This is a genomic window from Pseudomonas cyclaminis (assembly GCF_015163715.1).
In the GTDB taxonomy this organism is placed as follows: domain Bacteria; phylum Pseudomonadota; class Gammaproteobacteria; order Pseudomonadales; family Pseudomonadaceae; genus Aquipseudomonas; species Aquipseudomonas cyclaminis.
The window spans coordinates 33,575-58,509 of sequence record NZ_JADDUM010000040.1 but is presented as its reverse complement, the minus strand read 5'-3'; the positions used below and the strand labels follow the sequence as shown (position 1 = coordinate 58,509).

Sequence of the window (24,935 nt, the reverse complement as noted above, 5' to 3'; positions counted from 1 at the left end):
TCGCACCGTGGCCGAAGCGGGTCTGCACCATGTCGCGCAGGATGAAGACCAGGCGCCCCAGGCGGACCAGATCACATCCAGGTGCGGGGCGGTGGAGAAGGCGAAGTTGATCAGCACGACGCTGCTGATGTAGGCGATCAGGAAGAGCATGGGGCGAGGGACCTGTGAACAAGGGGCAAAGGGTACTTCACATTTGGAAATATGTCGTCTGGGAGGGCCTCATCGGGGGCAAGCCCCCTCCCACATTTTGACCGCATTTCAAATCTAGTCGGGTTGGCGGGACTCAACGCCCAATTCATCCCACACGGATTCAGCCAGGTGGAACGTGGCATTCGCCGCCGGGATCCCGCAGTAGATCGCGCTCTGCATCAACACCTCCTTGATCTCGGCACGGGTCACGCCATTGCTGGCGGCGGCGCGCAGGTGCAGCTTGAGTTCTTCGGCGCGGTTCATGCCGATCAGCATGGCAATCGTGATCAGGCTACGGGTGTGCCGAGGCAGCCCGGGACGGGTCCAGATATCACCCCAGGCGTGGCGGGTGATCATTTCCTGGAACTCGCTGTTGAACTCGGTCAGGGCATTGAGGCTACGGTCGACATGGGCGTCGCCCAGCACGTCGCGGCGTACTTGAAGGCCCTCGGCGTAACGTTGTTTCTCTTCCACAAAAAGCTCCTCAACGGGCCAGCAAAAATTCAATCACACGGTCGCTGAATGCAGCACCGGCCTGAACGTTGGACAGGTGCGCCGCATAGAACTCAGCGTACTCGGCACCCTTCACATGGGTCTGAATAAAGTGGCTACCGGCCGGCGGTGTGACGGCATCTTCGGTGCCGGCAATCACCAGGGTCGGCACTTTGATCGTGCGCAGTTGCTCACGGAAATCCGCATCCCGCACCGCGCCGCAGTTGGCCGCGTACCCCTCGGGCGAGGTGGACGCGAGCATGTCGGTGATCTGCTGGGCCTGGTGCGGGTTGGCCGCTGCGAAGTCAGCGGTGAACCAGCGCGCAATGGAGGCATCACGCAAGGCCACCATCGCCGCTGCACCGTCGCGCAACACCATCTCGATGCGCGGGTTCCAGATCTCCGGCGTGCCGATCCTGGCGGCGGTGTTGCACACCACCAGACTCAGCAAACGCTCGCCGGCGTTGATGCCCAGCCATTGGCCGATCAGGCCGCCCATGGACAGGCCGCAAAAATGCACGCGTTGAATATCCAGTGCGTCCAACAGCGCCAGCACATCACGGCCGAGCTGTTCGATGCTGTAGGGGCCCTCGGTAACCAGGGATTTGCCATGGCCACGGGTATCGAAACGCAACACGCGAAAATGCTGGGTGAAGGCCGGAATCTGGATGTCCCACATATGCAGGTCGGTGCCCAACGAGTTGGACAGCACCAATACTGGCGCGTCCACGGGCCCATCCAGTTGGTAATGCAGGGCGCCCTCGGCGAGTTGTACAGATGGCATGGCGGCCTCCTTAGGCAGTCCGTTCAAAATGTTCGGTGACAGCACGGGTAACCCAAGTGTGCGCCTGGCCCAGATAGTGGGCCGGGTCGAGCAGACGGTCGAGTTCGCGGGCGGACAGCTCGGCGCTGACCTGCGGTTCGTCGGCCAATACGGCGCGTAGATGGCGCCCTTCGGCGACTGCTCGCTTGCAGCACTGCTCCAGCAAATGGTGCGCGGTTTCGCGGCCCAGGCGTTGGGCAAGCACAATGCTGACAGCTTCGGCCAGGACCAGGCCCTGGGTCAGGTCGAGGTTCTGTTTCATGCGCTCGGGGTCGACTTCCAACCCTTCGCTCACCTGCACGGCCTGTTGCAAGGCACCCGACACCAACCGGCAGATCTCCGGCAGGGTTTCCCACTCGGCATGCCACAGGCCCAGGCTGCGTTCGTGCTCCTGGGGCATGGCGCTGAACATCGTCGAGACCAACCCAGGCACGCGGGTGGCCGCACTGATCAACACGGCGGCACCGACTGGATTGCGTTTGTGCGGCATAGTGGACGAGCCACCCTTGCCCGGTGCCGACGGCTCGAACACCTCCGCGGCTTCGGTCTGCATCAACAGGCTGATGTCGCGGCCCAGCTTGCCGAGGCTGCCGGCGATCAACCCCAGCACGCTGGCGAACTCCACCAGGCGATCACGCTGTGTGTGCCAGGGCTGTTCGGGCAGGGTCAGTTGTAGCTCAGCCGCCAACGCCTCGGCCACCGGCAGCGCCTGTTCGCCCAGCGCCGCCAGGGTTCCGGAGGCACCGCCGAATTGCAGCACCAGCAGGCGCGGTCTCAGCTCCGTCAGGCGCTGGCGACTGCGGGTCACGGCGCCCAGCCAGCCGGCGATTTTCATCCCCAAGGTGACGGGCGTTGCGTGCTGCAGCCAGGTACGCCCGGCCATCGGTGTGGTCGCATAACGCTGGGCCTGGGCGGCGAGTACATCGCCCAAGCGAACAAGGTCGGTTTCGATCAATACCAGTGCGCGCCGCAATTGCAGCACCAGGCCGGTGTCCATCACATCCTGGCTGGTCGCGCCCAGATGCACGTAGCGTTCGGCCCCGGCATCTTCACTGGCGATCAATTTACCCAGCGCCTTGACCAACGGAATCGCCGAATTACCCGCGGTGGCAATCGCCGCGCCAAGTGCGTCGACGTCGTACAACGACGCCAGGCATGCCTGGGCAATCGGTGCAACGGCGGCCTGGGGAATCAACCCAACCCGCGCCTCGGCGCGGGCCAAACCTGCCTCAAAATCCAGCATGCCCTGCAAGCGCCCCTGGTCGCAGAAGACCTCGGCCATGCTGTCAGCGGTGAAGTAAGCGTCGAACAGCTGGTTGCTCGTGCGCAGTGTCATAACGCGTTCCTTACAAATCGTGGTGCAAGTACTCCGCCTGTTTCGGCAGACGCAAGCTGAACAGGAAAGCCACGGCCATCATGCCGGTGACGTACCAATAAAAGGTGTTTTCCATGCCCATGGATTTCAGACCCAAGGCCACGTATTCCGCCGAGCCGCCGAAGATCGCATTGGCCACCGCATAGGCCAGGCCTACGCCCAAGGCGCGCACATGGGGCGGGAACATTTCCGCTTTCACCAGTCCGCTGATCGAGGTGTAGAAACTTACGATAGCCAACGCCAGGGAAATCAGCACAAACGCCAGGAACGGGCTGGTCACGGTTTTCAGGGTCAAAAGGATCGGCACCGTGCACAGGGTACCGAGGGCGCCGAACCAGAGCATCGAGTTGCGTCGACCGATCTTGTCCGAGAGCATGCCGAACAGCGGCTGCATGCACATGTACACGAACAGCGCGCCGGTCATGATGTAGCTGGCGGTCTTGGCGTGCATCCCGGCGGTGTTCACCAGGTACTTCTGCATGTAGGTGGTGAAGGTGTAGAAAATCAGCGAGCCGCCGGCGGTGTAGCCGAGCACGGTGATAAACGCCGCTTTATGGTTGCGAAACAGCGCAGCGATGCTGCCGGCGTCCTTGTCCTGGCGCATTTCCTTGCTGGTGGTTTCCTTGAGGGTGCGACGCAGCAGCAGCGAAATCACCGCCGCAATGGCGCCGATCACGAACGGAATCCGCCAGCCCCAGGCGCGCAATTCCTCTTCGGTGAGGATCTGTTGCAGGATCACCACCACCAGCACCGCCAGCAGTTGTCCGCCGATCAGGGTGACGTATTGGAACGAGGCGAAGAAGCCGCGCTGCCCTTTGAGTGCGACTTCACTCATGTAGGTCGCGGTGGTGCCGTACTCGCCACCACCGACAAACCCTGGAACAACCGCGCCACCAGCAGCAACGCCGGGGCCCAGGCGCCGATGTCTTTGTAGGTGGGCAGGAAGGCGATGACCAGCGAGCCGGCGCACATCATCAGCACCGAGATCATCATCGAATTTTTGCGACCGTGTTTATCGGCAACCCGGCCGAACAGCCAGCCGCCGATGGGGCGCATCAGGAACCCGGCGGCGAATACGCCGGCGGTGTTGAGCAGTTGGACCGTGGGATCATCCGACGGGAAAAATGCCGGAGCAAAGTAGATCGCGCAGAAGGCGTAGACGTAGAAGTCGAACCATTCGACCAGGTTGCCGGAGGAGGCACCGACAATCGCAAAGATCCGTTTGCTGCGTTCTTCTCCGGTGTAGTGACTGGTGGTTGTTGTCATGATTTTTCACTCAGTGGGAACGGTTATAGCCTAGACATACTTTGCAACAACCATGTTCCGCAAGCAGACATTTGGATAATGGGTTGCCTGAACCGGCCCTGTCGGGGGCAAGCCCCCTCCCACATTTAACCGAGTAAGGCTCAGACAACTCGATCAACTGTGGGAGGGGGCTTGCCCCCGAAGAGGCCCCCAAGCCTTACTCAATAATCAAAAAACACCGTCTCCTTATCCGTCCCCTGCAAAATCACATTCCACTGATACACACCCTGCTCATCCTGCCTGGCAATCAAGGTGCTACGCCGCTCAGCCGGCACACACGCCAGCAGCGCGTCATCGCCATTGAGTGCCTCACCGTCAAAATAAATCCGCGTCAGCAAGTGCTTCACCAAGCCACGGGCAAACACCAGCACCACCAGGTGCGGCGCCTGGGTCATGCCCTTCAGGCCCGGGACGCGCCCGGCTTGATGGTGGTAAACCGGAAGCGCCCTTCGGCGTCCACCGGTACCCGGCCGAAACCTTCGAAGTTCGGGTCGACGGCCTTGTCCTGCTCATCTTCCGGGTGGTCGTACTTGCCGGCGGCGTTGGCCTGCCAGACTTCGAGCATGGCGTCGTTGACCACATCACCGTTGCCATCCACCACTTGCCCGCTGATCGCCACGCGCTCGCCAAGGGTGGCGGCGACGGTCAGGTCTTCGCGGTTCAGCCAGGTCAGGCCGATGTGGTAATACGGCCCGACGGTGTGGGACGTGGTTGCGTAAAGGCTCATCTCATTTCTCCATCGGCGTGGCGTCGCGGCCGCGCAGGACGATGTCCCAGCGGTAGCCGAGGGCATAGGAAGGAATGGTTTTTTCCAGGTCGAAGCTGGCGATCAAGCGTTCCTTGGCACTGGTATCCGGCACGCAGTTATAGATCGGGTCGTATTCCAGCAACGGGTCGCCGGGGAAATACATCTGCGTGACCAATCGCGTCAGCACGCTGGGGCCAAACAGCGAAAAGTGGATATGCGCCGGGCGCCATGCGTTGTGATGGTTGCCCCACGGGTAGGCGCCGGGCTTGATGGTCTGGAACTGGTACCAGCCATCGGCGTCCGTGACGGTGCGGCCGGTGCCGGTGAAATTCGGGTCCAGCGGCGCGTCGTGCACATCGCGCTTGTGGTTGTAGCGACCGGCGGCGTTGGCTTGCCAGATCTCGACGAGGATGCCCGGTACCGGCAGGCCGTTTTCATCCAGTACGCGGCCGTGAATGATGATGCGTTCGCCCTGAGGCTCGCCTTCATGCTGCGCGGTCAGGTCGTTGTCCTTCTCGTTGATTCGCTCGGCGCCGATGGTCGGGCCGGTGATTTCCGACAAGGAATGGGGCAGGAACACCAACGGCTGGGACGGCGAACGCAGGTTCGTCGACTGGTAGGCCGGGTGCAGGTAATCAGGTTGAGTGCCCGCTTGCGGGCGCGGTAACCGGGCTTGTCACTCATGGAGCAGTCCTCTCTTATTAGATGCGTTCAATCGCCAGGGCCAAGCCTTGGCCGACGCCGACACACATGGTCGCCAGGCCTTTACGGCCACCGGTTTTTTCCAACTGATGCAGGGCTGTCAGGACCAACCGCGCACCGCTCATGCCCAGCGGGTGCCCCAGGGCGATGGCGCCGCCGTTCGGGTTGACCTGGGGCGCGTCGTCGGCGATCCCCAGTTCACGCAACACCGCCAGGCCTTGGCTGGCGAAGGCTTCGTTGAGTTCGATCACGTCAAAATCGGTGACCGCCAAACCCAGGCGCTCGACCAGTTTGCGCACCGCCGGCACCGGGCCGATGCCCATCACACGCGGGGCGACACCGGCGCTGGCCATGCCCAACACGCGGGCACGGGCGGTGAGCCCGTGTTTCTTGACCGCTTCGGCGGACGCCAGGATCAGCGCGGCGGCGCCATCATTCACACCCGAAGCATTGCCAGCGGTGACAGTTTTGTCAGGGCCGTTGACCGGTTTGAGCTTGGTCAGGGCTTCAAGGGTGGTGTCCCGTGGATGCTCATCGTGCTCCACCACGGTTTCGCCTTTTTTATGGGCGACCCGCACCGGCACGATTTCTTCGGCAAAGAATCCGGCCGCCTGAGCGGCCGCCGTGCGTTGCTGGCTGCGTAGGGCGAAGGCGTCCTGATCAGCACGGGACACGTTGTAATCGTCGGCCACGTTATCGGCAGTCTGCGGCATCGCATCCACGCCGTATTGTTCCTTCATCAACGGGTTGATAAAACGCCAGCCGATGGTGGTGTCTTCCAGCTTCATGTTGCGCGAAAACGCCGCATCGGCCTTGCCCATCACGAACGGTGCGCGGGACATCGACTCGACGCCGCCGGCAATCGCCAGCTCCATTTCGCCGCTGGCGATGGCGCGAAACGCGGTGCCGATGGCGTCCATGCCCGAGGCGCACAAGCGGTTGAGGGTCACGCCGGGAATGCTCTGCGGCAGGCCGGCCAGCAACAGCGCCATGCGCGCAACGTTGCGGTTGTCTTCGCCGGCCTGGTTGGCGCAGCCAAGGAACACCTCGTCGACCGCACGCCAGTCCACCGACGGGTTGCGTTCCATCAGCGCCTTGATCGGCAGCGCGGCCAGGTCGTCGGCACGCACCGTGGCCAGGCCACCGCCGAAACGGCCGATGGGTGTGCGGATGGCATCACAGATAAACACGTCGCGCATCAGGCTTCTCCGGGTGCTTGGCCATGGGCGGCGGCCGTGCGGGCTTCGAGGTCGCGCAGGGCGGTGAGTTCGATGTCCGTCGGTTCGGCAGTGGTGCTGACCTGGTCGGCAAAGCGGATCGCCCAACCGGTAGCGGCCACCACTTGCTCGCGGGTTACGCCAGGGTGCAGCGCGGTAACCACAAATTCATGGGTGCCCTCTTCCGGCTCCATGATGCACAGGTCGGTAATGATGCCGACCGGGCCGGCGCCCGGCAGGCCCAGGCGCTTGCGTGAATCGCCGCCCTCGCCGTGGCCGACGGAGGTGATGAAGTCCAGCTTGTCCACGAACGAACGGGACGACTGCTTGAGGATGATCAGCACGCTCTTGGCGGAACCGGCAATCTCCGGCGCACCACCGGCACCCGGCAGGCGTACTTTGGGCTGGTGGTAGTCACCGACCACGGTGGTGTTGATGTTGCCGAAACGGTCGACTTGGGCCGCACCGAGAAAGCCGACGTCAATGCGCCCGCCTTGCAGCCAGTAGCGAAAAATCTCACCGGTTGGCACCACGGTGTCAGCGGTTTCGGCCAGTTCGCCATCACCGATGGACAACGGCAGTACCGAAGGCTTGGCGCCAATCGGGCCGGACTCGTAGATCAACACCACGTCGGGCGACGAAGTCAGGCGCGCCAGGTTGGCCGCTTTCGAGGGCAGGCCGATGCCGACGAAGCACACCGAGCCGTTCTTGAGGCGGCGTGCGGCGGCGACGGTCATCATTTCATTGGTCGAGTAAGCCATTACTTGGCCTCCTGCGCGGTGGCCAGTTTGGCCTGGAATTCACTGAAATCGGCAGTGCCATGGATGTATTCATCAATCCAGGCGGTAAACGTCCCACGGTCACGGGCAATAGGGTCCCACGCCTGGTAGAAGCGATTGTCGCGCTCGTTGTAACCGTGAGCGTAGGACGGATGCGCGCCGCCGGGTACATGGCAGACGGCAGTCAAGGCCCAGGTGGGCAACACGCAGCTGTTCATCGGTGCGTTCAGGTCGTCGACAATTTCCTCGACGGTGACGATGCAACGCTTGGCCGCCAAGGCCGCTTCCTTCTGCACGCCGAGAATGCCCCAGAGCAACACGTTGCCCTTGCGGTCGGCCTTCTGGGCGTGGATCACGGTGATGTCCGGACGCACCGACGGCACCGCCGCCAGCACTTCGCCGGTAAATGGGCAGGTCACGCTTTTGATCAGCGGGTTGACCTTGGGCAAGTCGGAACCCGCGTAGGCACGCAGCACGGCGAACGGTAGGCCGGAAGCACCAGCGACGTAGGCATTCGCCAGGTCGGCATGGCTGTGTTCTTCGATCTCCAGCGGCTGCGGCCATTGCTTCTCGACCGCGTCACGCAGGCGATGCAGGGAGCCCACGCCTGGGTTGCCGCCCCAGGAGAAAATCAGCTTGCGTGCACAGCCGGCCCCGATCAACTGGTCGTAGATCAGGTCAGGTGTCATACGCACCAGCGTCAGGTCTTTCTTGCCCTGACGAATGATTTCATGGCCTGCGGCCGTAGGGATCAGGTGGGTGAAGCCTTCGAGGGCGACGGTATCGCCGTCGTTCACGAAGCGCTTGACCGCATCACGCAGGGTGAGAATGTCAGCCATGGGGTTTGGGCTCCCGGGGTTATCGAAAAAGGCGCTGAGGTGGCGCCGAAGTGCTTGAAGATTAAGCCGGGGAAATGGGCCAAACAATCCGATAATCGACTAAGCGTTCGATTATCGAACCGATTGTTGCCTAGCTAACCTTCATCTGAACTCGGTCAAATGTGCCCGTTCTCAGGTCGCATCCGCATGGCTGACCATGCCCTTGATGACCACTGCCGCCGTGGCCACTGCGGCCGGGATCACCAGGGCGGTGAGCACCTGCTCGAAGTTCCAGCCCAGGCCCAGCAAGGTGGCGCCCATCCAGGCGCCGAGGATCGCGCCAAAGCGGCCGATGCCAAGCATCCACGACACGCCGGTGGCGCGACCTTGGGTCGGGTAGAAACGCGCCGCCAGGGATGGCATCGCCGATTGCGCACCGTTGACGCACATCCCGGCGATCAGCACCAAGGTCGCCAGCACCGTGATATTGCCCAGGCTCTGTCCGACCGCGTAGGCAAACACCCCAGCCAGCAGGTAGAAAATGCCGATGACTTTGTGGGGATTGAACCGGTCCATCGCCCAACCCACGCCAACGGCGCTCAGTACACCACCGAACTGGAACAGCGCACCGATAAACGCGGCCTGCTCCATGCTCGCGCCGCTGTCACGCATCAGCGTCGGCAGCCAACTGGTCAGCAGGTACACAATCACCAGGCCCATGAAGTAGGTGAGCCACAGCAGCAAGGTGCCGGCGCTGTAGGTGCCGGAGAAAATCACCGCGAACACATTGCGGGCCTTGACGGTTTTCTGTTCGGGTACGCTGAAGGCCGTGGCCTGGGCAACAATAGTGGGCTCGATGGGTGACAAGGTTTTGCGCACCTTGTCGGTGCCACGGTTGCGCACCACCAGGTAACGCGCCGACTCCGGCAGCCAGAGCAGCAGAACCACCACCAGAATCAACGGCAGGATGCCGCCGATCATCAACAACGCATGCCAGCCAAACGCCGGGATCAGCTTGGCCGAGATAAACCCGCCACCGGCCATGCCCAGGTTGAAACCGCAGAACATGCTGGTCACCAGCAACGATTTATGGCGCTCGGGGGTGTATTCGGACAGCAGCGTGGTGGCGTTGGGCATACCCGCGCCCAGTCCCAGCCCGGTGAGGAAACGCAGCACCAGCAATTGGTCGACGTTGCTGCTGTAGGCCGAAGCGAGGCTGAACGCACCAAACACCAGTACGGCGCCAACCAGCACCACTTTACGGCCAAAACGGTCGGCCAGCGGGCCTGACCCCAGTGCGCCGAATACCATGCCGATCAACGCGGCGCTCATCACCGGGCCGAGGCTGGCGCGGTCGATGCCCCAGTCCTGGGACAGCGCAGGCGCAATAAAGCCCATGGCTGCGGTGTCGAGGCCGTCGAGGAAAACAATCAGGAAACACAGGATGACCACGCGCCACTGATAGCGCGACAGTGGCTGGGTGTTGATGAAGGACTGCACGTCCAGCGTGGTACCGACAGAAGGCTGATTCATTATTTTTATTCCACACCGAGGGCGGGCCAACGACCTGGGGTCGTCATTATTATTGGGGCGCCCTTAAGAGCGCTGCCGCACAATAATAAGCCGGGTGAAACACCGTCAATTGATCAAGCCGGGATCTGTGCGGTCACCGAACAGCTTAGGCAAACAACTGCGCACTCAGCTCACGGCTGGCGCTGAGCATGCTCGGCAGGAAGCGCTGTTCCAACTCGCTGCGGCTGACCCGCCCTGCATGGGTGCTGACATTGAGTGCCGCCAATACCTGGCCCGAGGCGTCATACACCGGCACCGCGATGGAGCGCAGGCCCTGTTCCAGTTCCTGGTCGACGATGCACCACCCCTGCTGACGCACTTGTTGCAAGCATTCGAACAAGGCTTCGGGCGTGGTGAGGGTGCGGCTGGTCTTGGTTTGCAGGTCGGCGTGGTCGAGGTAGTCCTGCAGCGAGGCGTCGTCCAGCGCCGCGAGCAGGATGCGGCCCATGGAGGTGCAATAGGCCGGCAAACGGCCGCCCACCGACAGGTCCACGGAAATCAGGCGCTGGGTGGTGGCCGAGCGGGCGATATAGAGAATGTCATCGCCTTCCAGGGTGGCCATGTTGCAGGCTTCGTGCAGTTGTTCACTCATGCGGTCCAGGTACGGCTGGGCAGACACCGCCAGTGGCGTGGATGACAGGTAGGCATGGCCCAGGGTCAAGACTTTGGGCAACAGTGAATAGGTACGCCCGTCAGTGGTGGCGTAGCCAAGTTTGATCAGGGTATGTAGGCAACGGCGCACGGCGGCGCGGGGGATTTCGGTGCGGTGACTGATCTGGGCAATCGTCAGGTGGCGCTTGCGCTCCTGGAATGCCTGCACTACGGCCAGGCCACGGGCCAGGGAGGTCATGAAGTCGGGGTCACCGGTAAACGCCTGGATCCGCTTGGCCGGCGAGGCAACGATCGGCGGCGCCACTGACGCGAAAGAGTTGCGCAATTGATCGTTCATCTCGGGTTCCTTTCTCTTATTGTCAACCGCAGGGATTGGGCGGGTATTACAAGCCGCACCGGCCGCCATGCACAAGGCAGGGCCGGCAACATTGGGCGATTATCGGACGATCATGCGATTATCGCAATTTCGCCATGCCTGAGCGGCCGGCCCCTCCCTCGCCTGCCATGGCAACGTTAAGTAGCGTTGAGCATATTGAATCTTTAATTCCTTGTTGAATTTATGGCGCCAGAATTCAGCAAATACCGACGTGCCCGTGTAACAAAACACTCACACAAAGTTGACGCTTTTTAACTTTATGCCGATAGTGTTATTCAAATGCGCCGCTATAATGCACCCTGTGTGCAGGTCAGCCCGGCTTCATTATCGAGACCAGAGCTCGCCAGACCAGGCACATGCCGTGCACGGACTCGCAACTACCTGCTTTGAATGACAGCGGTCTTTAGTATCAGCTGTTCAAACTTGAACGCATCATTGGTTCAACATTGAACACTCCGAGGGCGACATTCAGGCATAACGCTGCAGCGTAATTACACTCAACTCAATTAGGTAACAATGTGACGAAAGATGAACTGCGCGCGGAACTTGAGCGCCAGGAGCAACGTTACAAGGACGTTTACGGCGGGGAAGTCACCACCTACGCCGCCCAGCCTGAACCTGAGCGCAAACCCTGGCGCAAGCGAGCCAGCCTGCTCGACCAGGCGTTTACCCAGGAAATCCAAAAGATTGAACAGGAACTCAAGGCCGAAGAGCGATGAGCGCTTCGGATTGAGCCAAGGGCTCGGCCCGGGCTGCTAGCGCTTAGCCAGCAGCTCGGGCCTGGGTCCTACGATCACCAGTAAAATTTCATACAAATGTTTCAGGAATGACGATTCGGTGACAAAACCCTGTCTTTTCAGCCCTGTACTTTATAAATCAAAGACTTGCCAAAGCCCCGAAAACCCTGGGATCGCCCGGTTTCGCCCCTGGCATTTCAATGAAGATTCTTACCGATGAGCAGCTAGTGCATCGATTACTGAGGTTTTCTGGCATAATCGCGCCCCCTTACGACCGGGTCAGAAAACCTTCATGATCGATTTATTCAGCGGACTGGATGCTTGGGTTCTCGTGAGCCTGTTGCTCGCCCTGGCCTTTGTCCTCGCCTTCGAGTTCATCAATGGCTTTCATGACACCGCTAACGCGGTGGCCACAGTCATCTATACCAAAGCCATGCCGCCGCATCTGGCCGTGTTCTTCTCCGGGGTGTTCAACTTCCTCGGCGTGTTGCTCGGTGGTGTGGGTGTCGCCTACGCCATCGTGCATTTGCTGCCGGTGGAGTTGCTGATCAATGTGAACACCGGCCATGGTTTGGCGATGGTCTTCTCGTTATTGGCCGCGGCGATCACCTGGAACCTGGGCACCTGGTACTTCGGTATCCCTGCTTCCAGCTCCCACACCCTGATCGGCTCGATCCTCGGTGTCGGCCTGGCCAATGCCCTGATCAACGACATCCCCCTGGCTGACGGTGTGAACTGGCAGAAGGCAGTTGATATCGGTGCCTCCCTGGTGTTCTCGCCGATGGCGGGTTTCCTCGTCGCAGCCCTGGTGCTGATCGGTCTGAAATGGTGGCGTCCGCTGTCGAAGATGCACAAGACCCCGGACCAGCGCCGCAAGCTCGACGACAAAAAGCACCCGCCGTTCTGGAACCGTCTGGTCCTGGTGATCTCCGCCATGGCCGTGAGTTTCGTGCACGGTTCCAACGATGGTCAGAAAGGCATCGGCCTGATCATGCTGGTGCTGATCGGTATCGTGCCGGCGCAGTTCGTACTCGACTTGGGCAGCACCACCTACCAGATCGAGCGTACCCGCGACGCCACCGTGCATTTGAGCCAGTTCTACCAGCGCAATAACGCCACCCTCGGCGAATTCCTCGCCCTGGGCAAAAGCGTGAAGGACGATCTGCCGGGCAAGTTCCAGTGCAACCCGCAGCAGACCGAGCCCACTATCAAAGCGCTCGTCAGTACGTTGAGCGGCGTCTCGGACTACCATTCGCTGACCTCGGACCAGCGTATCGAAGTGCGTCGCTACCTGCTCTGCCTGGACGACACCGCGAAGAAAGTCGGCAAGCTGCCGGGCCTGGATGCGCGTGAGAAGTCCGACCTCGACAAGCTTCGCAAAGACCTGACCGCGACGACCGAGTACGCGCCGTTCTGGGTGATCCTCGCCGTCGCACTGGCCTTGGGCCTGGGCACCATGGTGGGTTGGAAGCGTGTGGTACTGACCATCGGTGAGAAGATCGGCAAGCAGGGCATGACCTATGCCCAGGGCATGTCGGCGCAGATCACCACCGCTACCATGATTGGTTTTGCCAATATCTTTGCCTTGCCGGTGTCCACGACGCATGTGCTGTCTTCCGGCGTGGCGGGCACCATGGTCGCGAACAAGAGCGGCCTGCAAGGTGGCACGGTCAAGACCATCCTGATGGCTTGGGTGTTGACGCTGCCTGCGACCGTTGGCCTGTCGGCCGGGTTGTTCTGGCTGGCGTCCAAGGCACTGGGCACCTGATAGCCAGGCGCTGAAAAAAAGGTGCGGCCTCTGTGAGGACCGCACCTTTTTTTTATGGATCAGTATTAACCGACATCATTAAATACCGGGCAAAAAAAAAGGCGACCGAAGTCGCCCAAAATGCCTTGCGTGCTCATGTAATCCAGAAAGACTTACGGTTCTTTACGCTTATTAGCGTCCTTCCAGATAAAAATCCCAAACCCTACAAAAAACAGCACCATGAGGCTGACAGTCAGCACCCCGGCAAATACCACATTATCGATAAACATGACCGGCCTCCTGCACTTGCCCTGTTGCGATAGGGCTAAGTTACTGGAGACGGTGGATTGAAAAATTGACGAGGATCAATGTCGCCCGCAACGGGGCGTAAAGAAGTGCAGTAACTGACCTGCATCAAAGGATGGAGGCAGCTTCAACGCTTTTTCGGCTTGCTCTTGGATTTCTTCTTGACCTTCCCCAGCGGCATTGCCTGTTCAAATGCCTGGCGCACTTCATTCAGGCGTTTGTCATTGAGGTCATGCACGCGCTTGGCGCGTTCGGCATTCAGGTCGATCAGCTTGTCGTCATCACTCATGGCTTGTCTTACGTCGTGGCAGGTAGGGCTCAATAATGCGGGCTCCCGCGCCCGACGGCAAATCAGCGCGCGACAAAAGGCAGACCGTCGCCCAGAATCGGCACTTTCCGCCCAACCCAGGACGCGCACTCAGGTGGCACTGCACAAGGATCTTCCCCCTCTGCTGGCCCTTCGTGCTTTTGAAGCCGTGGCCCGGCACTTGAGCTTTATCAAGGCGGCCCAGGAGCTGTCAGTGACCCAAAGCGCCCTCAGCCATCAGGTCCAGAAACTCGAACAGCACCTGGGCAAACCGCTGTTTATCCGACGCACCCGCGCCATTGATCTGACCGCAGACGGCAGCGTTACTACGACGAAATCCGCCCGGCCCTCGATGCCATCGCTACCGCGACACGCGCCCAACGGCAGGTGCCCAGCGCCACGGTATTGCGCATCGGGCTGTTGGCGTCCTTCGCCACCTTGTGGCTCGCCCCGCGCCTGGCGGGGTTTCTCAACCGCTACCCACACATCCAGGTGGAGCTGTTGCCGTCAATTCAACTGGCCAACGTCGCCGCCGCCGAGGTCGACCTGGCCATCCGTTATGGCAAGGGCGACTGGCCGGACGTGCAGGCCACGCGCCTGATGACTGAGGTCATTTCACCGGTATGCAGCCCGGCGTTCAAGGCCAGCCAACTGGGCAACGGCCCCTTGCTGATGGCTACCTCACACCGGCCGTTCGAATGGACGGACTGGTCCCGGCACTATCAAGTCAGCCTTGAACATCACCCGCGCGTCATGCTGCACGACTACAACATCGTGGTCGAAGCCGCCGTGGCCGGCCAGGGCATAGCGATGGGTCGTCACCACCTCATCCAACGCCGGCTCCAGGACGGCAGCCTGGTGGAAGCCTTCGACTGGCCGCCCTACCACAGCGATATCGGCTATTGGCTGATCACCCCTCAAGGCCCAGCCCACCAAGCGGTCGAATGCTTCAGCCAGTGGCTGAAGGAGATCTGCGCCGACGCGTGAGTTATTTCGATACGTCGAGTGAGATCTATCCGTTTGTCGCAGCCCCTCGCGGAACAACATGCTCAAACCTCATGAAACCAGAGGACTCAGCATGAGCAACTCCCTGCGCCAACGTATGCACGCCCTTGGCCTGACGCTGCCAGCCCCCAGCCAGCCGATTGCCAACTACATCAACCATGTCATCAGCCAGAACCAGCTGTTTATCTCAGGGCAAATCCCCCTGCTCGACGGAAGGCCTGCTTACCTCGGCCGACTGGGCGAATCCCTCAGTGAAGAAGAAGGTGTCCAGGCCGCAGAACTGGCGGCACTGAGCTTGCTCGCGCAATTGAGCGATGCCTTGGGCGATGACCTGTCGCGGCTGGTGCGCACTGTGCGCCTGGGGGTGTTTATCGCCAGCAGCGCCGATTTCCAGCGCCAGGGCGCGGTGGCCAACGGTGCGTCGAACCTGCTGGTGAATGCCCTCGGTGAACAAGGCCGGCATGTGCGCACAGCAGTGGGTGTTGCCAGCCTGCCAGCCGGTGTGGCAGTGGAGGTTGACGCGATTTTCGAGCTGCAACCGTGAGCCCGCTCGATATCCAACGATTAAGGGAGGCCACGCCCGGCTGCCAGTCGGGCCTCGTGCACTTCAACCCTGCCGGCGCCTCGCTGCCCAGCCAGGCGACACTTGACGCCATCATCGACCAACTACAGCGCGAAGCACGGGAAGGTCCGATGGAAGCCGGTGAGCATGGCGCCATGCTCATGGAAAAAGCCCGCCACGCCGCCGCGCAGCTGCTCAACGCGCCCGTCGCATCGATAGCCTTTGCCGGCAGCGGTTCGACTGCCTGGAGCATGGCGTTCCAAGCCTTGGCACCGTGGCAACCGGGTGATCGCATTCTGGTGGGGCGCCACGAATGGGGCGGCAACCTGGCGAGCATGCAATTGGCCGTGCAAGCGGGGGCGCGGGTGGATGTCATCCCCTGCGACGCCACCGGCGCGGTGTGCCCGGTGGCGCTGGAGGCAATGATCGATGCCAGGGTAAAGCTGATCGACCTCACCTGGCTGCCGGCCAACGGCGGCCTGATCAACCCCGCCCAGGCCATCGGCGCAGTGGCCCGGCGTCATGGCATCCCCTACTTTATCGACGCCGGCCAAGCGGTCGGCCAGGTGCCGGTGGATGTGCAGGCGTTGCAGTGCGATGTGCTCAAGTCGGCAGGCCGCAAACACCTGCGCGGGCCGCGTGGCACAGCGCTGCTGTATGTGCGCCCGGACTTTCTCCAACAGCTGAACCCGGCCCAGCGCGATGTGTTTTCAGCCCCCTGGACCGCCGCCGGTTTCGACCTGCGCGACGACGCACGGCGCTTTGAAACAAGCGAAGTGTCCTTCGCCCTGCTAGCGGGGTTGGGGAATGCGCTGCACGAGATGAATAGCTGGGGGATTGAGCGGGTATGGGAACACGTCGCACAGACCAGCGCGCAAATTCGTGCGGCATTGTGTGAGATTCCGGGGGTTTCCCTGCATGACCTGGGCACGTTTCAATCAGGACTGATCGCTTTCAACCTCGCCGGCTGGGACGCCTTCGAGCTGAAACGACAATTGGGACTCAGGCACATCAATATTGGCGCCAACGGCGTGGCCTACACCCCGCTGGATATGCAGGCGCGAGGCCTGGCAAGCGTTGCGAGAATCTCCGTCAGCCCCCTCAACAACGATCACGACATCGAGTCGCTGCTAGCGGCCTTGAGGCAACTGCGCGCTTAAACCTCGACGTCCACCCAAAGGCCCTGGCGCGGCGCGTCTTCGATCAGCGGCACAACCGGTACGGTGTTGTCGGCATTGAGCAGGTCGCCCGGGATCGCCAGGTGCTGGTCCGGATCCTCATCGGCTTCGCGCCGGCGTTTCTGCTCTTCCTGCTGGCGGCGCTGCTCTTCGCGCAGCAGAAAGGTCGACTGCTCGGCATCGCCTTTTTTCAAGTCGATGGTGCTTTCATTGGAGCCCGCTTGCACAGGGACCACGGGCGGAATGTCCGGTTTCTGGCGGACCGGGTCGAGTTGCGACGTAACCGGTATAACGCTGACGGGCAGCATAGGTGGCAGCATGGTAGTTGTTCTCCTGTCAGCAGGCTGTCGGCGGGGGCCACGGCGACTTGAGCGCGGACTCGCCAACCTGTGACCCAGTCGACACTCGCAAGTGCCCGCCACCCGTCGATTCAGCGCTTCCCCCCGCACTCAAACGGAGTAGTTTTTGTCAGAGTCCTTTGGCTGAGGGCCTTGTTCCGTTAAGATAGTCGGCTTTTTCACGGCGGGAGTCAGGCAGCATGGCGCAGCAGTATCAACCGGGGCAACGCTGGATTAGTGACAGCGAAGCAGAGCTGGGGTTAGGCACCGTTCTGGCACAGGACGGCCGCTTGTTGACCGTGCTCTATCCGGCCACTGGCGACACTCGCCAGTATGCGCTACGGAATGCGCCCCTCACCCGTGTGAGGTTCTCGCCGGTGACTCCATCACCCATTTCGAAGGCTGGAAAATGACCGTGCAGGAAGTCGACGATGTCGACGGCCTGCTGGTCTACCACGGCCTCAATGGCCAGAACGAGCAGGTCACCCTGCCGGAAACCCAACTCTCCAACTTCATCCAGTTCCGCCTGGCCAGCGACCGTCTGTTCGCCGGCCAGATCGACCCGCTGGCCTGGTTTTCGCTGCGCTACCACACCCTGGAACACACCAGCCGCCAGTTGCAGTCCACGCTGTGGGGCCTGGGTGGCGTACGTGCGCAACCTATTGCTCACCAACTGCACATCGCCCGTGAAGTCGCTGACCGTATCGCGCCGCGGGTATTGCTGGCTGACGAAGTAGGCCTGGGCAAGACCATCGAAGCCGGCCTGGTGATCCATCGCCAGTTGCTCTCGGGCCGCGCCAACCGCGTGTTGATCCTGGTCCCGGAAAACCTGCAACACCAGTGGCTGGTGGAAATGCGCCGCCGCTTCAACCTGCAGGTTGCGCTGTTCGACGAAGAACGCTTCATCGAAAGCGATGCCGCCAACCCGTTCGAAGACACCCAGTTGGCCCTCGTGGCCCTGGAATGGCTGGTGGACGACGAGAAGGCCCAGGACGCGCTGTTTGCCGCCGGCTGGGACTTGCTGGTCGTCGACGAAGCCCACCACCTGGTCTGGCATGAAGAAAAAGCCAGCCCGCAATACTCCCTCGTCGAGCAACTCGCCGAAGTGATTCCAGGCGTGCTGCTGCTCACCGCGACCCCGGAGCAACTGGGCCAGGACAGCCACTTCGCACGCCTGCGCCTGTTGGACCCGAACCGTTTCCACGATCTGCACGCCTTCCGCGCCGAGAGCGAAAACTATCGCCCGGTAGCCGAAGCCGTGCAGGAACTGCTCGATAAGGGCCGCCTGTCGCCGACCGCCCACAAGACCATCCAGGGTTTCCTCGGTAACGAAGGCGAAGCGCTGCTCACCGCTGTCAACGATGGCGACGCCGAAGCCAGTGCACGCCTGGTGCGTGAGCTGCTCGATCGCCACGGCACCGGCCGCGTGCTGTTCCGTAATACCCGTGCCGCCGTGCAGGGTTTCCCGGAGCGCAAGCTGCACGCCTACCCGATGCCGAACCCGGATGAATACCTGGAGTTGCCGCTGGGCGAACACGCCGAGCTGTACCCGGAAGTCAGCTTCCAGTCGCAGCCGGACATTGACGAAGAGAACCGCTGGTGGCGCTTCGACCCACGCGTCGAGTGGCTGATCGACCAGCTGAAAATGCTCAAGCGCACCAAAGTCCTGGTGATCTGCGCCCACGCCGAAACCGCCATGGACCTGGAAGACGCCCTGCGCGTGCGCTCCGGCATCCCGGCCACGGTGTTCCACGAGGGCATGAACATCCTCGAACGTGACCGCGCCGCCGCCTACTTTGCCGATGAAGAGTTCGGCGCCCAGGTGCTGATCTGCTCGGAAATCGGCTCCGAAGGCCGCAACTTCCAGTTCTCCCACCACCTGGTGCTGTTCGACCTGCCGTCCCACCCCGACCTGCTGGAACAGCGCATCGGCCGTCTGGACCGGATCGGCCAGAAACATGTGATCGAACTGCACGTGCCGTACTTGGAAACCAGCCCGCAAGAGCGTCTGTTCCAGTGGTACCACGAAGCGCTGAACGCGTTCCTCAACACCTGCCCGACCGGCAACGCGTTGCAGCACCAGTTCGGCCCGCGCCTGCTGCCGCTGCTGGAAAACGCCGACGACGGCGAGTGGCAAGCCTTGATCGACGAAGCCCGTGCCGAGCGCGAGCGGTTGGAGCAAGAGCTGCACACCGGTCGCGACCGCCTGCTGGAACTCAACTCCGGCGGCGCTGGCGAAGGCGATGCCCTGGTTGAAGACATTCTTGAGCAAGACGACCAGTTCGCCCTGCCGATCTACATGGAAACCCTGTTCGACGCCTTCGGTATCGACAGCGAAGACCATTCGGAAAACGCGCTGATCCTCAAGCCCAGCGAAAAAATGCTCGACGCCAGCTTCCCTCTGGGCGACGACGAAGGTGTGACCATCACCTACGACCGTAACCAGGCGCTGTCACGCGAAGACATGCAGTTCATCACCTGGGAACACCCGATGGTGCAGGGCGGCATGGACCTGGTGCTGTCCGGCTCCATGGGCAACACCGCCGTGGCGCTGATCAAGAACAAGGCACTCAAGCCGGGCACCGTGTTGCTGGAACTGCTCTACGTCAGCGAAGTGGTTGCACCGCGTGCGCTGCAACTGGGTCGCTACCTGCCGCCGGCGGCACTGCGCTGCCTGCTGGATGCGAACGGCAATGACCTGTCGGGGCGTGTGTCATTCGTGACCCTCAACGACCAACTGGAAAGCGTGCCGCGGGCCAGCGCCAACAAGTTCATCCAGGCCCAGCGCGACCAGTTGACGCCACGGATCAACGCGGGTGAAGAGAAGATCACCCCGCAACATGCCGAGCGGGTGGCCGAGGCAAAGCGTCGCCTGGCAGCGGACACCGACGAAGAGCTGGCGCGCCTGACTGCGTTGCAAGCGGTCAACCCGACCGTGCGTGACAGCGAGCTGGTTGCCCTGCGCAACCAACGCGAGCAAGGCCTGGCCATGCTCGACAAGGCGGCGCTGCGACTGGAGGCGATCCGGGTGCTGGTAGCGGGTTGATTACCGCCCTGCCCTGCTGAACAAGAAGGCCCGCGCAATGCGGGCCTTTTTTATTGGCTTTGGGGGCGTCATCGGGGGCAAGCCCCCTCCCACAGTTGTCCGCGTTGTCCTGTCTATCACCGATCAATGTGCGAGGGGCTTGCCCCCGATGGCATCACCTCCATCTCAAGCCGTCACCGCCGCCGCCTGCACCTCATCAGCCACCAGTCCGGCCTTCATGCGCTTGGCATCGCGCACAAAACTGCGCGAGGCCTGGAACAAGAACAGCATCGTCAAGAACAGCGCCACCGGAATCAGGTACATGGCGTCATGCAGACCCACGGCTTTATAAGCCTCAGTCATCTGCGCAGCCCCATCGGCATACATCGCCGAATGAGCAAAGTGATCGGACAATCCGCCCACCACGATCGGCCCCATGCCGCCGCCCAGCAAGTACAACCCGGCAAAGAACAACGCCATCGCCGTGGCGCGCAGGCGTGGCTCGACCACGTCCTGGATCGCCGTGTACACGCAGGTGTAGAAGTTATACGCAAACAACCAGCCCACACTGAACAGCGCCACAAACACACCAATCTCGATGCGCCCGGCATGCAAGGCCCAGGCGGTGGTGACGGTGGAGATGATCAGGCTGCACGCGGCAAACAGCAGCCGGCCATTGGCAACCCGTTGGTGAATCTTGTCGGCGATCCAGCCGCCCAGGGTCAGCCCCACCAAGCCGGTCAAACCGACAATCACCCCGGTGGCGACGGCCGCATCCTGTAACGGCATAAGGAAATAACGTTGCAGCATTGGCACCAGAAACGAGTTGCAGGCGTAGGTGGCAAAGTTGAAGCACAGCCCGGCCAGCACCAGCCACAGAAAAGTCGGTACGGCCAGCACGCGGCGGATCGGGCGGTCGACGCGTTCCTGGGAGACTTGTACGGTTTCGGCGGCGCCGCGCCTGGGTTCCTTGATATAGAACATGAACACCGCGAGGATCATCCCCGGCACGGCGGCGATAAAAAACGGGGCGCGCCAGCTGTCGAAGGCCTTGACCATCCAACCAATGGTAAAGAACGCCAGCAATAGACCCAGCGGCAGGCCCAGCATGAAAATCCCCATGGCCCGGGCGCGACGATGCGCCGGGAACAGATCGCCAATCAGCGAGTTGGCGGCCGGCGCATAGCTGGCTTCGCCGATACCGATGCCCATGCGCACCAGCAAAAACGTCCAGAAACTGCCGACCAGGCCGTTGACCGCCGTCAGCCCGCTCCACGCAAACAGGCCCCACCCCATCAGCTTGCTGCGCGAGCCGGTATCGGCCAGGCGCCCGAGCGGCAGGCCGGCAATGGCGTAGACGATGGTAAAGGCGGTGCCGATGATGCCGAGCTGGAAGTCGCTCAGGTGCCATTCCATGCGGATCGGCTCGATGATGATCGCCGGAATGGTGCGATCGAAGAAGTTGAACAGGTTGGCCAGAAACAGCAGGAACAGAATGCGCCAGGCATTCGCCGCTTGGGTCGAGTTCTGCATGGGTCCGTCTCTTTTATTGTTATGAGAGCTGCGATGCCCGATGCATCCTGCCCGGTACCTGCAACATAGTCAGGCGAGCCCAGGTTGTCTGTAATGATTCGTAAAGCTGATAGGGCATGATTTCACCCGGCGCTACGGGACTTCACCTACAAAAATATAAGTGCGCCCCCCTCTTCCCAATGGCCATGGCACGGATAGAATGGCGAGCCTTCCCGTAGCACCCCTTCTTACTTTTCTTATCGATGACGCCCATGTCCGAAGCCAGTCCGTGTCTGAGTTGCGGTGCCTGCTGTTCATACTTCCGTGTGTCTTTCTTCTGGGGTGAGTGCGCCTCGTCGGGTGGCACAGTGCCCGATGACCTGGTGGTACAGATCAACCCGACGCGCGTCGCGATGATCGGCACCGACCAGAAGCCCGCGCGCTGCTGCAGCCTTGAAGGCGAAGTCGGCAAAGGCACCAGTTGCTCAATTTATGAGCAACGCTCCAGCCCTTGCCGAGAATTCGATGCCTCGTGGAGCCAGGGCGAGCAGAACGTCGATTGCGATGCAGCCCGCGCCGCATTTGGCCTGCCGCCGTTGCAAGCGCCATTCGAATTGGAGCTGCCCATCAGCGCTTAGCATTAATCGCTATGGGTGGCATGCCAAAATCATTGAGAGCAAAGTGCCATTATCCCTGGCAAATCCTTCGAGGCTTCTATACTCGACCTCATAGGTCACTGCCGTAGGCTGTGACGTGACGCTATGACAGGACATGCTATGGAATGGCTGGGTCTGCACTTCTTTACCGACCTTCCAGAGAACGGGCACTTATTACTCAATTGCAGTCATAACCCTTTCCTGGTGCTACTGGCCTACCTGGTCGCCTGTGCGGCGGGGTTCGGCACGCTGGACATGGCCGAACGCGTGGGCCATGTCGAAGACCCCACCGCGCGCCGCCACTGGCGCTGGCTGGGTGCCGGATGCCTGGCGGGTGGCATCTGGTCCACCCACTTCATCAGCATGCTGGCCTTCCAGGCTCCCATTGCCATTCACTACGAACTGATCACCACGTTCGCGTCGCTGCTGATCGCCCTGATCGCCTCGTTGTTCGCCATGAAAACCCTCAGTCATACCAACGTGCGCTTGCACCAGTACCTGCTGGCGGCGGTGTGGATGGGGTTTGGCATCGCCCTGATGCACTACGTCGGCATGTCGGCCATGCGCTCCCAGGCTCAGATGTACTTCGAGTCGGGGCTGTTCTTTGCTTCGATGGGCATCGCCATGAGCGCCAGTCTGGCGGCGTTGTTGCTGTCCAGCTACCTGCGCACCGGCGCCGGGGTCTTTCATCAACTGCTCAAATACGCCGCCAGCCTGGTGCTGGGCGCGGGCATTCTGAGCATGCATTTTACCGGCATGGCGGCGATGCAACTGATCGTGCCCACGGGCGCCGACCTTTCATTGACGCAGGACAACAACCCCATCCAACTGGGTCTGTCGGTCGCCGTGATCACCCTATTGGTCATCGGCAGCAGCATCAGTGCGGCCCTGGCGGACAAGAAGCTGCAACACAAGGAACGCGACCTGCGACGGGTCAACGCGCTGCTCAGCGAACTGGACCAGGCACGCGCCTCCCTGCAACAGGTGGCCCATTACGATGCCCTGACCAGCCTGCTCAATCGCCGGGGTTTCAATCAGATCTTTGCGGAAAAAATCGCCGAAAAGACCGCCTCAAACGGCATGATGGCGGTGATCTTCCTGGATATCGACCACTTCAAGCGCATCAACGACAGCCTCGGCCATGACGCCGGCGATCAATTGCTCACCGTACTCGCCAGCCATATCAAAGGCTCGGTGCGCAGCCATGCAGACGTGGTCGCCCGGTTTGGCGGCGATGAGTTCTGCATCCTGATCAGCGTCCACCACCGCGACGAAGCGCGGCACCTGGCCCAGCGCATCATGCAGAAAATGAAGGAGCCCATCGAACTGGCCGGCCGCCGCATGGTAATGACCACCAGCATCGGTATCAGCCTGTTTCCCGATGACGGTGCGACCTGCGAAGAACTGCTGAAGACCGCCGACCTGGCGCTATACCAGTCCAAAGACACGGGACGTAACAGTTTGAACTTCTTCAGCTCCAACCTGAAAACCAGGGCCTTCCTCGAACTGCAATTGGAAGAAGAACTGCGCAGCGCCCTACGCACCCAGAACCAACTGGTGCTGTTCTACCAACCGATCTTTGACATGAAACTGGGCAAGGTCACGCGCCTGGAAGCCTTGGTGCGCTGGCAACATCCTCAACATGGTCTGCTGGCCCCGGACCGGTTTATCGCGATTGCCGAAAGCAACGGGCTGATCGCCGACCTCGACCACTGGGTACTGCGCCAGGCCTGCCACGACTTGAGGCTGCTCTGCGACCGAGGCTATACCGACCTGACTATGACCGTGAATTGCTCGGCCCTGAACCTGGCCCGCGACGAACTGGCCGATGAGATCGAAGATGCCCTGCGCTTCAGCGGAATCGGCGCCAACCGCCTGGAACTGGAGGTGACTGAAAATGCGCTGATGGGCAACATCAGCAGCACCCTGGCGCTGTTGCGGCAAATACGGGCGCTGGGTGTGTCGCTGTCCATCGACGACTTCGGCACCGGCTACTCTTCCCTCGCCTACCTTAAGCGCCTGCCGCTCAACACGCTGAAAATCGATCGTTCGTTTATCCAGGACATTCCCAAGTCGACCGCCGATATCGAGATCGTCCAGGCGATCATCGGCATGGCCCATACCCTGCACTTGCAGGTGGTGACAGAAGGTGTGGAAACCCAGGCCCAGTTCGACTTGCTGCTCAAGCACGGCTGTGATTACGTCCAGGGCTACTTGCTGAGCCCGGCGGTGCCCGCCAATGACATTATCGGCGTGATGCAGGGTATCGATATGCGCAACCCGCTCGCTGCGTTCAGCGGCACGGCGGCCAAGGACACCAGCCCGTCGAAAGAACCTTCCCCGGCGCGCTCAGGCCCGCCCTCCATCGTCAGGCCAATTCGCTGACGCCGAATCTTTGGCATTTCGCCATCATTTACCTCAAGATTCCCGACAAACGGCCGATTCATCAGAGTCCGGCCAGGTTTGTCCTGAACACACAGGGTCAAACCCGATCATCCCGGACAAGGACGCACTGCAAAGTCGCGAACTCCCACTCCGTGATGGCCGTTTTATT

19 protein-coding genes and 5 pseudogenes are annotated in these 24,935 nt (G+C 61.4%); 8 read left to right on the top strand and 16 right to left on the bottom strand.

Annotated features, from left to right (window positions below):
• The 12 genes and pseudogenes from IQK56_RS07080 to pcaR form a co-directional block, all read right to left on the bottom strand.
• A pseudogene (locus tag IQK56_RS07080) lies at window positions 1-150 on the bottom strand (preQ0 transporter); the annotation flags it as partial.
• A gap of 114 nt (window positions 151-264) precedes the next feature.
• Entirely contained in the window at window positions 265-663 is a 399-nt protein-coding gene (gene pcaC / locus IQK56_RS07075; protein WP_112193950.1) for a 4-carboxymuconolactone decarboxylase, read from the bottom strand.
• Between the two features lie 10 nt (window positions 664-673).
• Entirely contained in the window at window positions 674-1,465 is a 792-nt protein-coding gene (gene pcaD / locus IQK56_RS07070; RefSeq protein WP_193863652.1) for a 3-oxoadipate enol-lactonase, read from the bottom strand.
• Window positions 1,466-1,475: 10 nt separating this feature from the next.
• Window positions 1,476-2,840, bottom strand: coding sequence for a 3-carboxy-cis,cis-muconate cycloisomerase (locus tag IQK56_RS07065; protein WP_193863651.1), 1,365 nt, complete (start codon window positions 2,838-2,840; stop codon window positions 1,476-1,478).
• Window positions 2,841-2,850: 10 nt separating this feature from the next.
• Window positions 2,851-4,145, bottom strand: a pseudogene (locus IQK56_RS07060) (MFS family transporter).
• Between the two features lie 200 nt (window positions 4,146-4,345).
• Window positions 4,346-4,911, bottom strand: a pseudogene (gene pcaG, locus IQK56_RS07055) (protocatechuate 3,4-dioxygenase subunit alpha).
• 1 nt (window position 4,912) lies between these two features.
• Window positions 4,913-5,563, bottom strand: a complete 651-nt coding sequence (pcaH, locus tag IQK56_RS07050; protein WP_193901612.1) for a protocatechuate 3,4-dioxygenase subunit beta — start codon at window positions 5,561-5,563, stop codon at window positions 4,913-4,915.
• A gap of 70 nt (window positions 5,564-5,633) precedes the next feature.
• The gene (pcaF, locus tag IQK56_RS07045; protein WP_191629707.1) at window positions 5,634-6,836 is read right to left on the bottom strand and encodes a 3-oxoadipyl-CoA thiolase; all 1,203 of its coding nucleotides are present in this window, start codon (window positions 6,834-6,836) and stop codon (window positions 5,634-5,636) included.
• Complete coding sequence (locus IQK56_RS07040; protein WP_122308664.1) at window positions 6,833-7,612, bottom strand: CoA-transferase subunit beta; 780 nt, start codon at window positions 7,610-7,612, stop codon at window positions 6,833-6,835. The genes pcaF and IQK56_RS07040 overlap by 4 nt, the downstream gene beginning before the upstream one ends.
• Window positions 7,612-8,469, bottom strand: coding sequence for a CoA transferase subunit A (locus tag IQK56_RS07035; protein ID WP_112193939.1), 858 nt, complete (start codon window positions 8,467-8,469; stop codon window positions 7,612-7,614). Before IQK56_RS07035 ends, IQK56_RS07040 begins: the two co-directional genes overlap by 1 nt.
• Window positions 8,470-8,640: 171 nt before the next feature.
• Complete coding sequence (gene pcaK, locus IQK56_RS07030; RefSeq protein ID WP_112193937.1) at window positions 8,641-9,981, bottom strand: 4-hydroxybenzoate transporter PcaK; 1,341 nt, start codon at window positions 9,979-9,981, stop codon at window positions 8,641-8,643.
• A gap of 145 nt (window positions 9,982-10,126) precedes the next feature.
• Window positions 10,127-10,969 (bottom strand): pca regulon transcriptional regulator PcaR, encoded by an 843-nt coding sequence (gene pcaR, locus IQK56_RS07025; protein WP_025855315.1) that lies wholly within the window; start codon window positions 10,967-10,969, stop codon window positions 10,127-10,129.
• 557 nt (window positions 10,970-11,526) lie between these two features.
• Between pcaR and IQK56_RS07020 the strand changes: the two genes are divergently transcribed.
• On the top strand, window positions 11,527-11,727 hold the full coding sequence (locus tag IQK56_RS07020; protein ID WP_122308668.1) for a hypothetical protein: 201 nt from the start codon (window positions 11,527-11,529) through the stop codon (window positions 11,725-11,727).
• A gap of 310 nt (window positions 11,728-12,037) precedes the next feature.
• Complete coding sequence (locus IQK56_RS07015; protein ID WP_150761143.1) at window positions 12,038-13,513, top strand: inorganic phosphate transporter; 1,476 nt, start codon at window positions 12,038-12,040, stop codon at window positions 13,511-13,513.
• Between the two features lie 152 nt (window positions 13,514-13,665).
• Here the strand turns inward: IQK56_RS07015 and ccoM are convergent, their stop codons facing one another.
• Window positions 13,666-13,782 carry a cytochrome c oxidase subunit CcoM gene (gene ccoM / locus IQK56_RS31385; RefSeq protein ID WP_276145525.1) on the bottom strand — a complete coding sequence of 39 codons (117 nt, stop codon included), beginning with the start codon at window positions 13,780-13,782 and terminating at the stop codon, window positions 13,666-13,668.
• A gap of 143 nt (window positions 13,783-13,925) precedes the next feature.
• The gene (locus tag IQK56_RS07010) at window positions 13,926-14,087 is read right to left on the bottom strand and encodes a hypothetical protein (protein ID WP_183140557.1); all 162 of its coding nucleotides are present in this window, start codon (window positions 14,085-14,087) and stop codon (window positions 13,926-13,928) included.
• Between the two features lie 133 nt (window positions 14,088-14,220).
• Between IQK56_RS07010 and IQK56_RS07005 the strand changes: the two are divergent.
• The 3 genes and pseudogenes from IQK56_RS07005 to IQK56_RS06995 all read left to right on the top strand — a co-directional run bounded on the left by IQK56_RS07005 (window position 14,221) and on the right by IQK56_RS06995 (window position 16,832).
• Window positions 14,221-15,092 (top strand): annotated as a pseudogene (locus IQK56_RS07005) (LysR substrate-binding domain-containing protein).
• A gap of 91 nt (window positions 15,093-15,183) precedes the next feature.
• Window positions 15,184-15,654, top strand: coding sequence for a RidA family protein (locus IQK56_RS07000; RefSeq protein WP_122308674.1), 471 nt, complete (start codon window positions 15,184-15,186; stop codon window positions 15,652-15,654).
• Complete coding sequence (locus IQK56_RS06995) at window positions 15,651-16,832, top strand: aminotransferase class V-fold PLP-dependent enzyme (RefSeq protein WP_193901610.1); 1,182 nt, start codon at window positions 15,651-15,653, stop codon at window positions 16,830-16,832. The genes IQK56_RS07000 and IQK56_RS06995 overlap by 4 nt, the downstream gene beginning before the upstream one ends.
• Here the strand turns inward: IQK56_RS06995 and IQK56_RS06990 are convergent.
• Window positions 16,829-17,170 (bottom strand): aspartate-semialdehyde dehydrogenase, encoded by a 342-nt coding sequence (locus IQK56_RS06990; RefSeq protein ID WP_122308678.1) that lies wholly within the window; start codon window positions 17,168-17,170, stop codon window positions 16,829-16,831. The two genes, IQK56_RS06995 and IQK56_RS06990, sit on opposite strands and share 4 nt — an antisense overlap.
• A gap of 218 nt (window positions 17,171-17,388) precedes the next feature.
• Here IQK56_RS06990 and rapA point away from each other — a divergent pair.
• Window positions 17,389-20,234 (top strand): annotated as a pseudogene (gene rapA, locus IQK56_RS06985) (RNA polymerase-associated protein RapA).
• A gap of 165 nt (window positions 20,235-20,399) precedes the next feature.
• Here the strand turns inward: rapA and IQK56_RS06980 are convergent.
• On the bottom strand, window positions 20,400-21,746 hold the full coding sequence (locus IQK56_RS06980; RefSeq protein ID WP_122308682.1) for a spinster family MFS transporter: 1,347 nt from the start codon (window positions 21,744-21,746) through the stop codon (window positions 20,400-20,402).
• 251 nt (window positions 21,747-21,997) lie between these two features.
• On the opposite strand from IQK56_RS06980, the gene IQK56_RS06975 reads away from it, so the two are divergent.
• A complete protein-coding gene (locus IQK56_RS06975) occupies window positions 21,998-22,363 on the top strand; it encodes a YkgJ family cysteine cluster protein (protein WP_122308684.1) in 366 nt (121 codons plus the stop codon).
• Between the two features lie 138 nt (window positions 22,364-22,501).
• Window positions 22,502-24,766, top strand: a complete 2,265-nt coding sequence (locus IQK56_RS06970) for a putative bifunctional diguanylate cyclase/phosphodiesterase (protein WP_193901608.1) — start codon at window positions 22,502-22,504, stop codon at window positions 24,764-24,766.
• The last annotated feature ends 169 nt before the right edge of the window (window positions 24,767-24,935 follow it).

What these genes read in the sequence shown, in the direction of transcription:
- pcaD (WP_193863652.1), bottom strand. Translation starts at nt 1,465, where the DNA reads ATGCCATCTGTACAACTCGCCGAGGGCGCCCTGCATTACCAACTGGAT.
- IQK56_RS07065 (WP_193863651.1), bottom strand. Translation starts at nt 2,840, where the DNA reads ATGACACTGCGCACGAGCAACCAGCTGTTCGACGCTTACTTCACCGCT.
- IQK56_RS07040 (WP_122308664.1), bottom strand. Translation starts at nt 7,612, where the DNA reads ATGGCTTACTCGACCAATGAAATGATGACCGTCGCCGCCGCACGCCGC.
- IQK56_RS07035 (WP_112193939.1), bottom strand. Translation starts at nt 8,469, where the DNA reads ATGGCTGACATTCTCACCCTGCGTGATGCGGTCAAGCGCTTCGTGAAC.
- pcaK (WP_112193937.1), bottom strand. Translation starts at nt 9,981, where the DNA reads ATGAATCAGCCTTCTGTCGGTACCACGCTGGACGTGCAGTCCTTCATC.
- pcaR (WP_025855315.1), bottom strand. Translation starts at nt 10,969, where the DNA reads ATGAACGATCAATTGCGCAACTCTTTCGCGTCAGTGGCGCCGCCGATC.
- IQK56_RS07015 (WP_150761143.1), top strand. Translation starts at nt 12,038, where the DNA reads ATGATCGATTTATTCAGCGGACTGGATGCTTGGGTTCTCGTGAGCCTG.
- ccoM (WP_276145525.1), bottom strand. Translation starts at nt 13,782, where the DNA reads ATGTTTATCGATAATGTGGTATTTGCCGGGGTGCTGACTGTCAGCCTC.
- IQK56_RS07010 (WP_183140557.1), bottom strand. Translation starts at nt 14,087, where the DNA reads ATGAGTGATGACGACAAGCTGATCGACCTGAATGCCGAACGCGCCAAG.
- IQK56_RS07000 (WP_122308674.1), top strand. Translation starts at nt 15,184, where the DNA reads ATGAGCAACTCCCTGCGCCAACGTATGCACGCCCTTGGCCTGACGCTG.
- IQK56_RS06990 (WP_122308678.1), bottom strand. Translation starts at nt 17,170, where the DNA reads ATGCTGCCACCTATGCTGCCCGTCAGCGTTATACCGGTTACGTCGCAA.
- IQK56_RS06980 (WP_122308682.1), bottom strand. Translation starts at nt 21,746, where the DNA reads ATGCAGAACTCGACCCAAGCGGCGAATGCCTGGCGCATTCTGTTCCTG.
- IQK56_RS06975 (WP_122308684.1), top strand. Translation starts at nt 21,998, where the DNA reads ATGTCCGAAGCCAGTCCGTGTCTGAGTTGCGGTGCCTGCTGTTCATAC.
- IQK56_RS06970 (WP_193901608.1), top strand. Translation starts at nt 22,502, where the DNA reads ATGGAATGGCTGGGTCTGCACTTCTTTACCGACCTTCCAGAGAACGGG.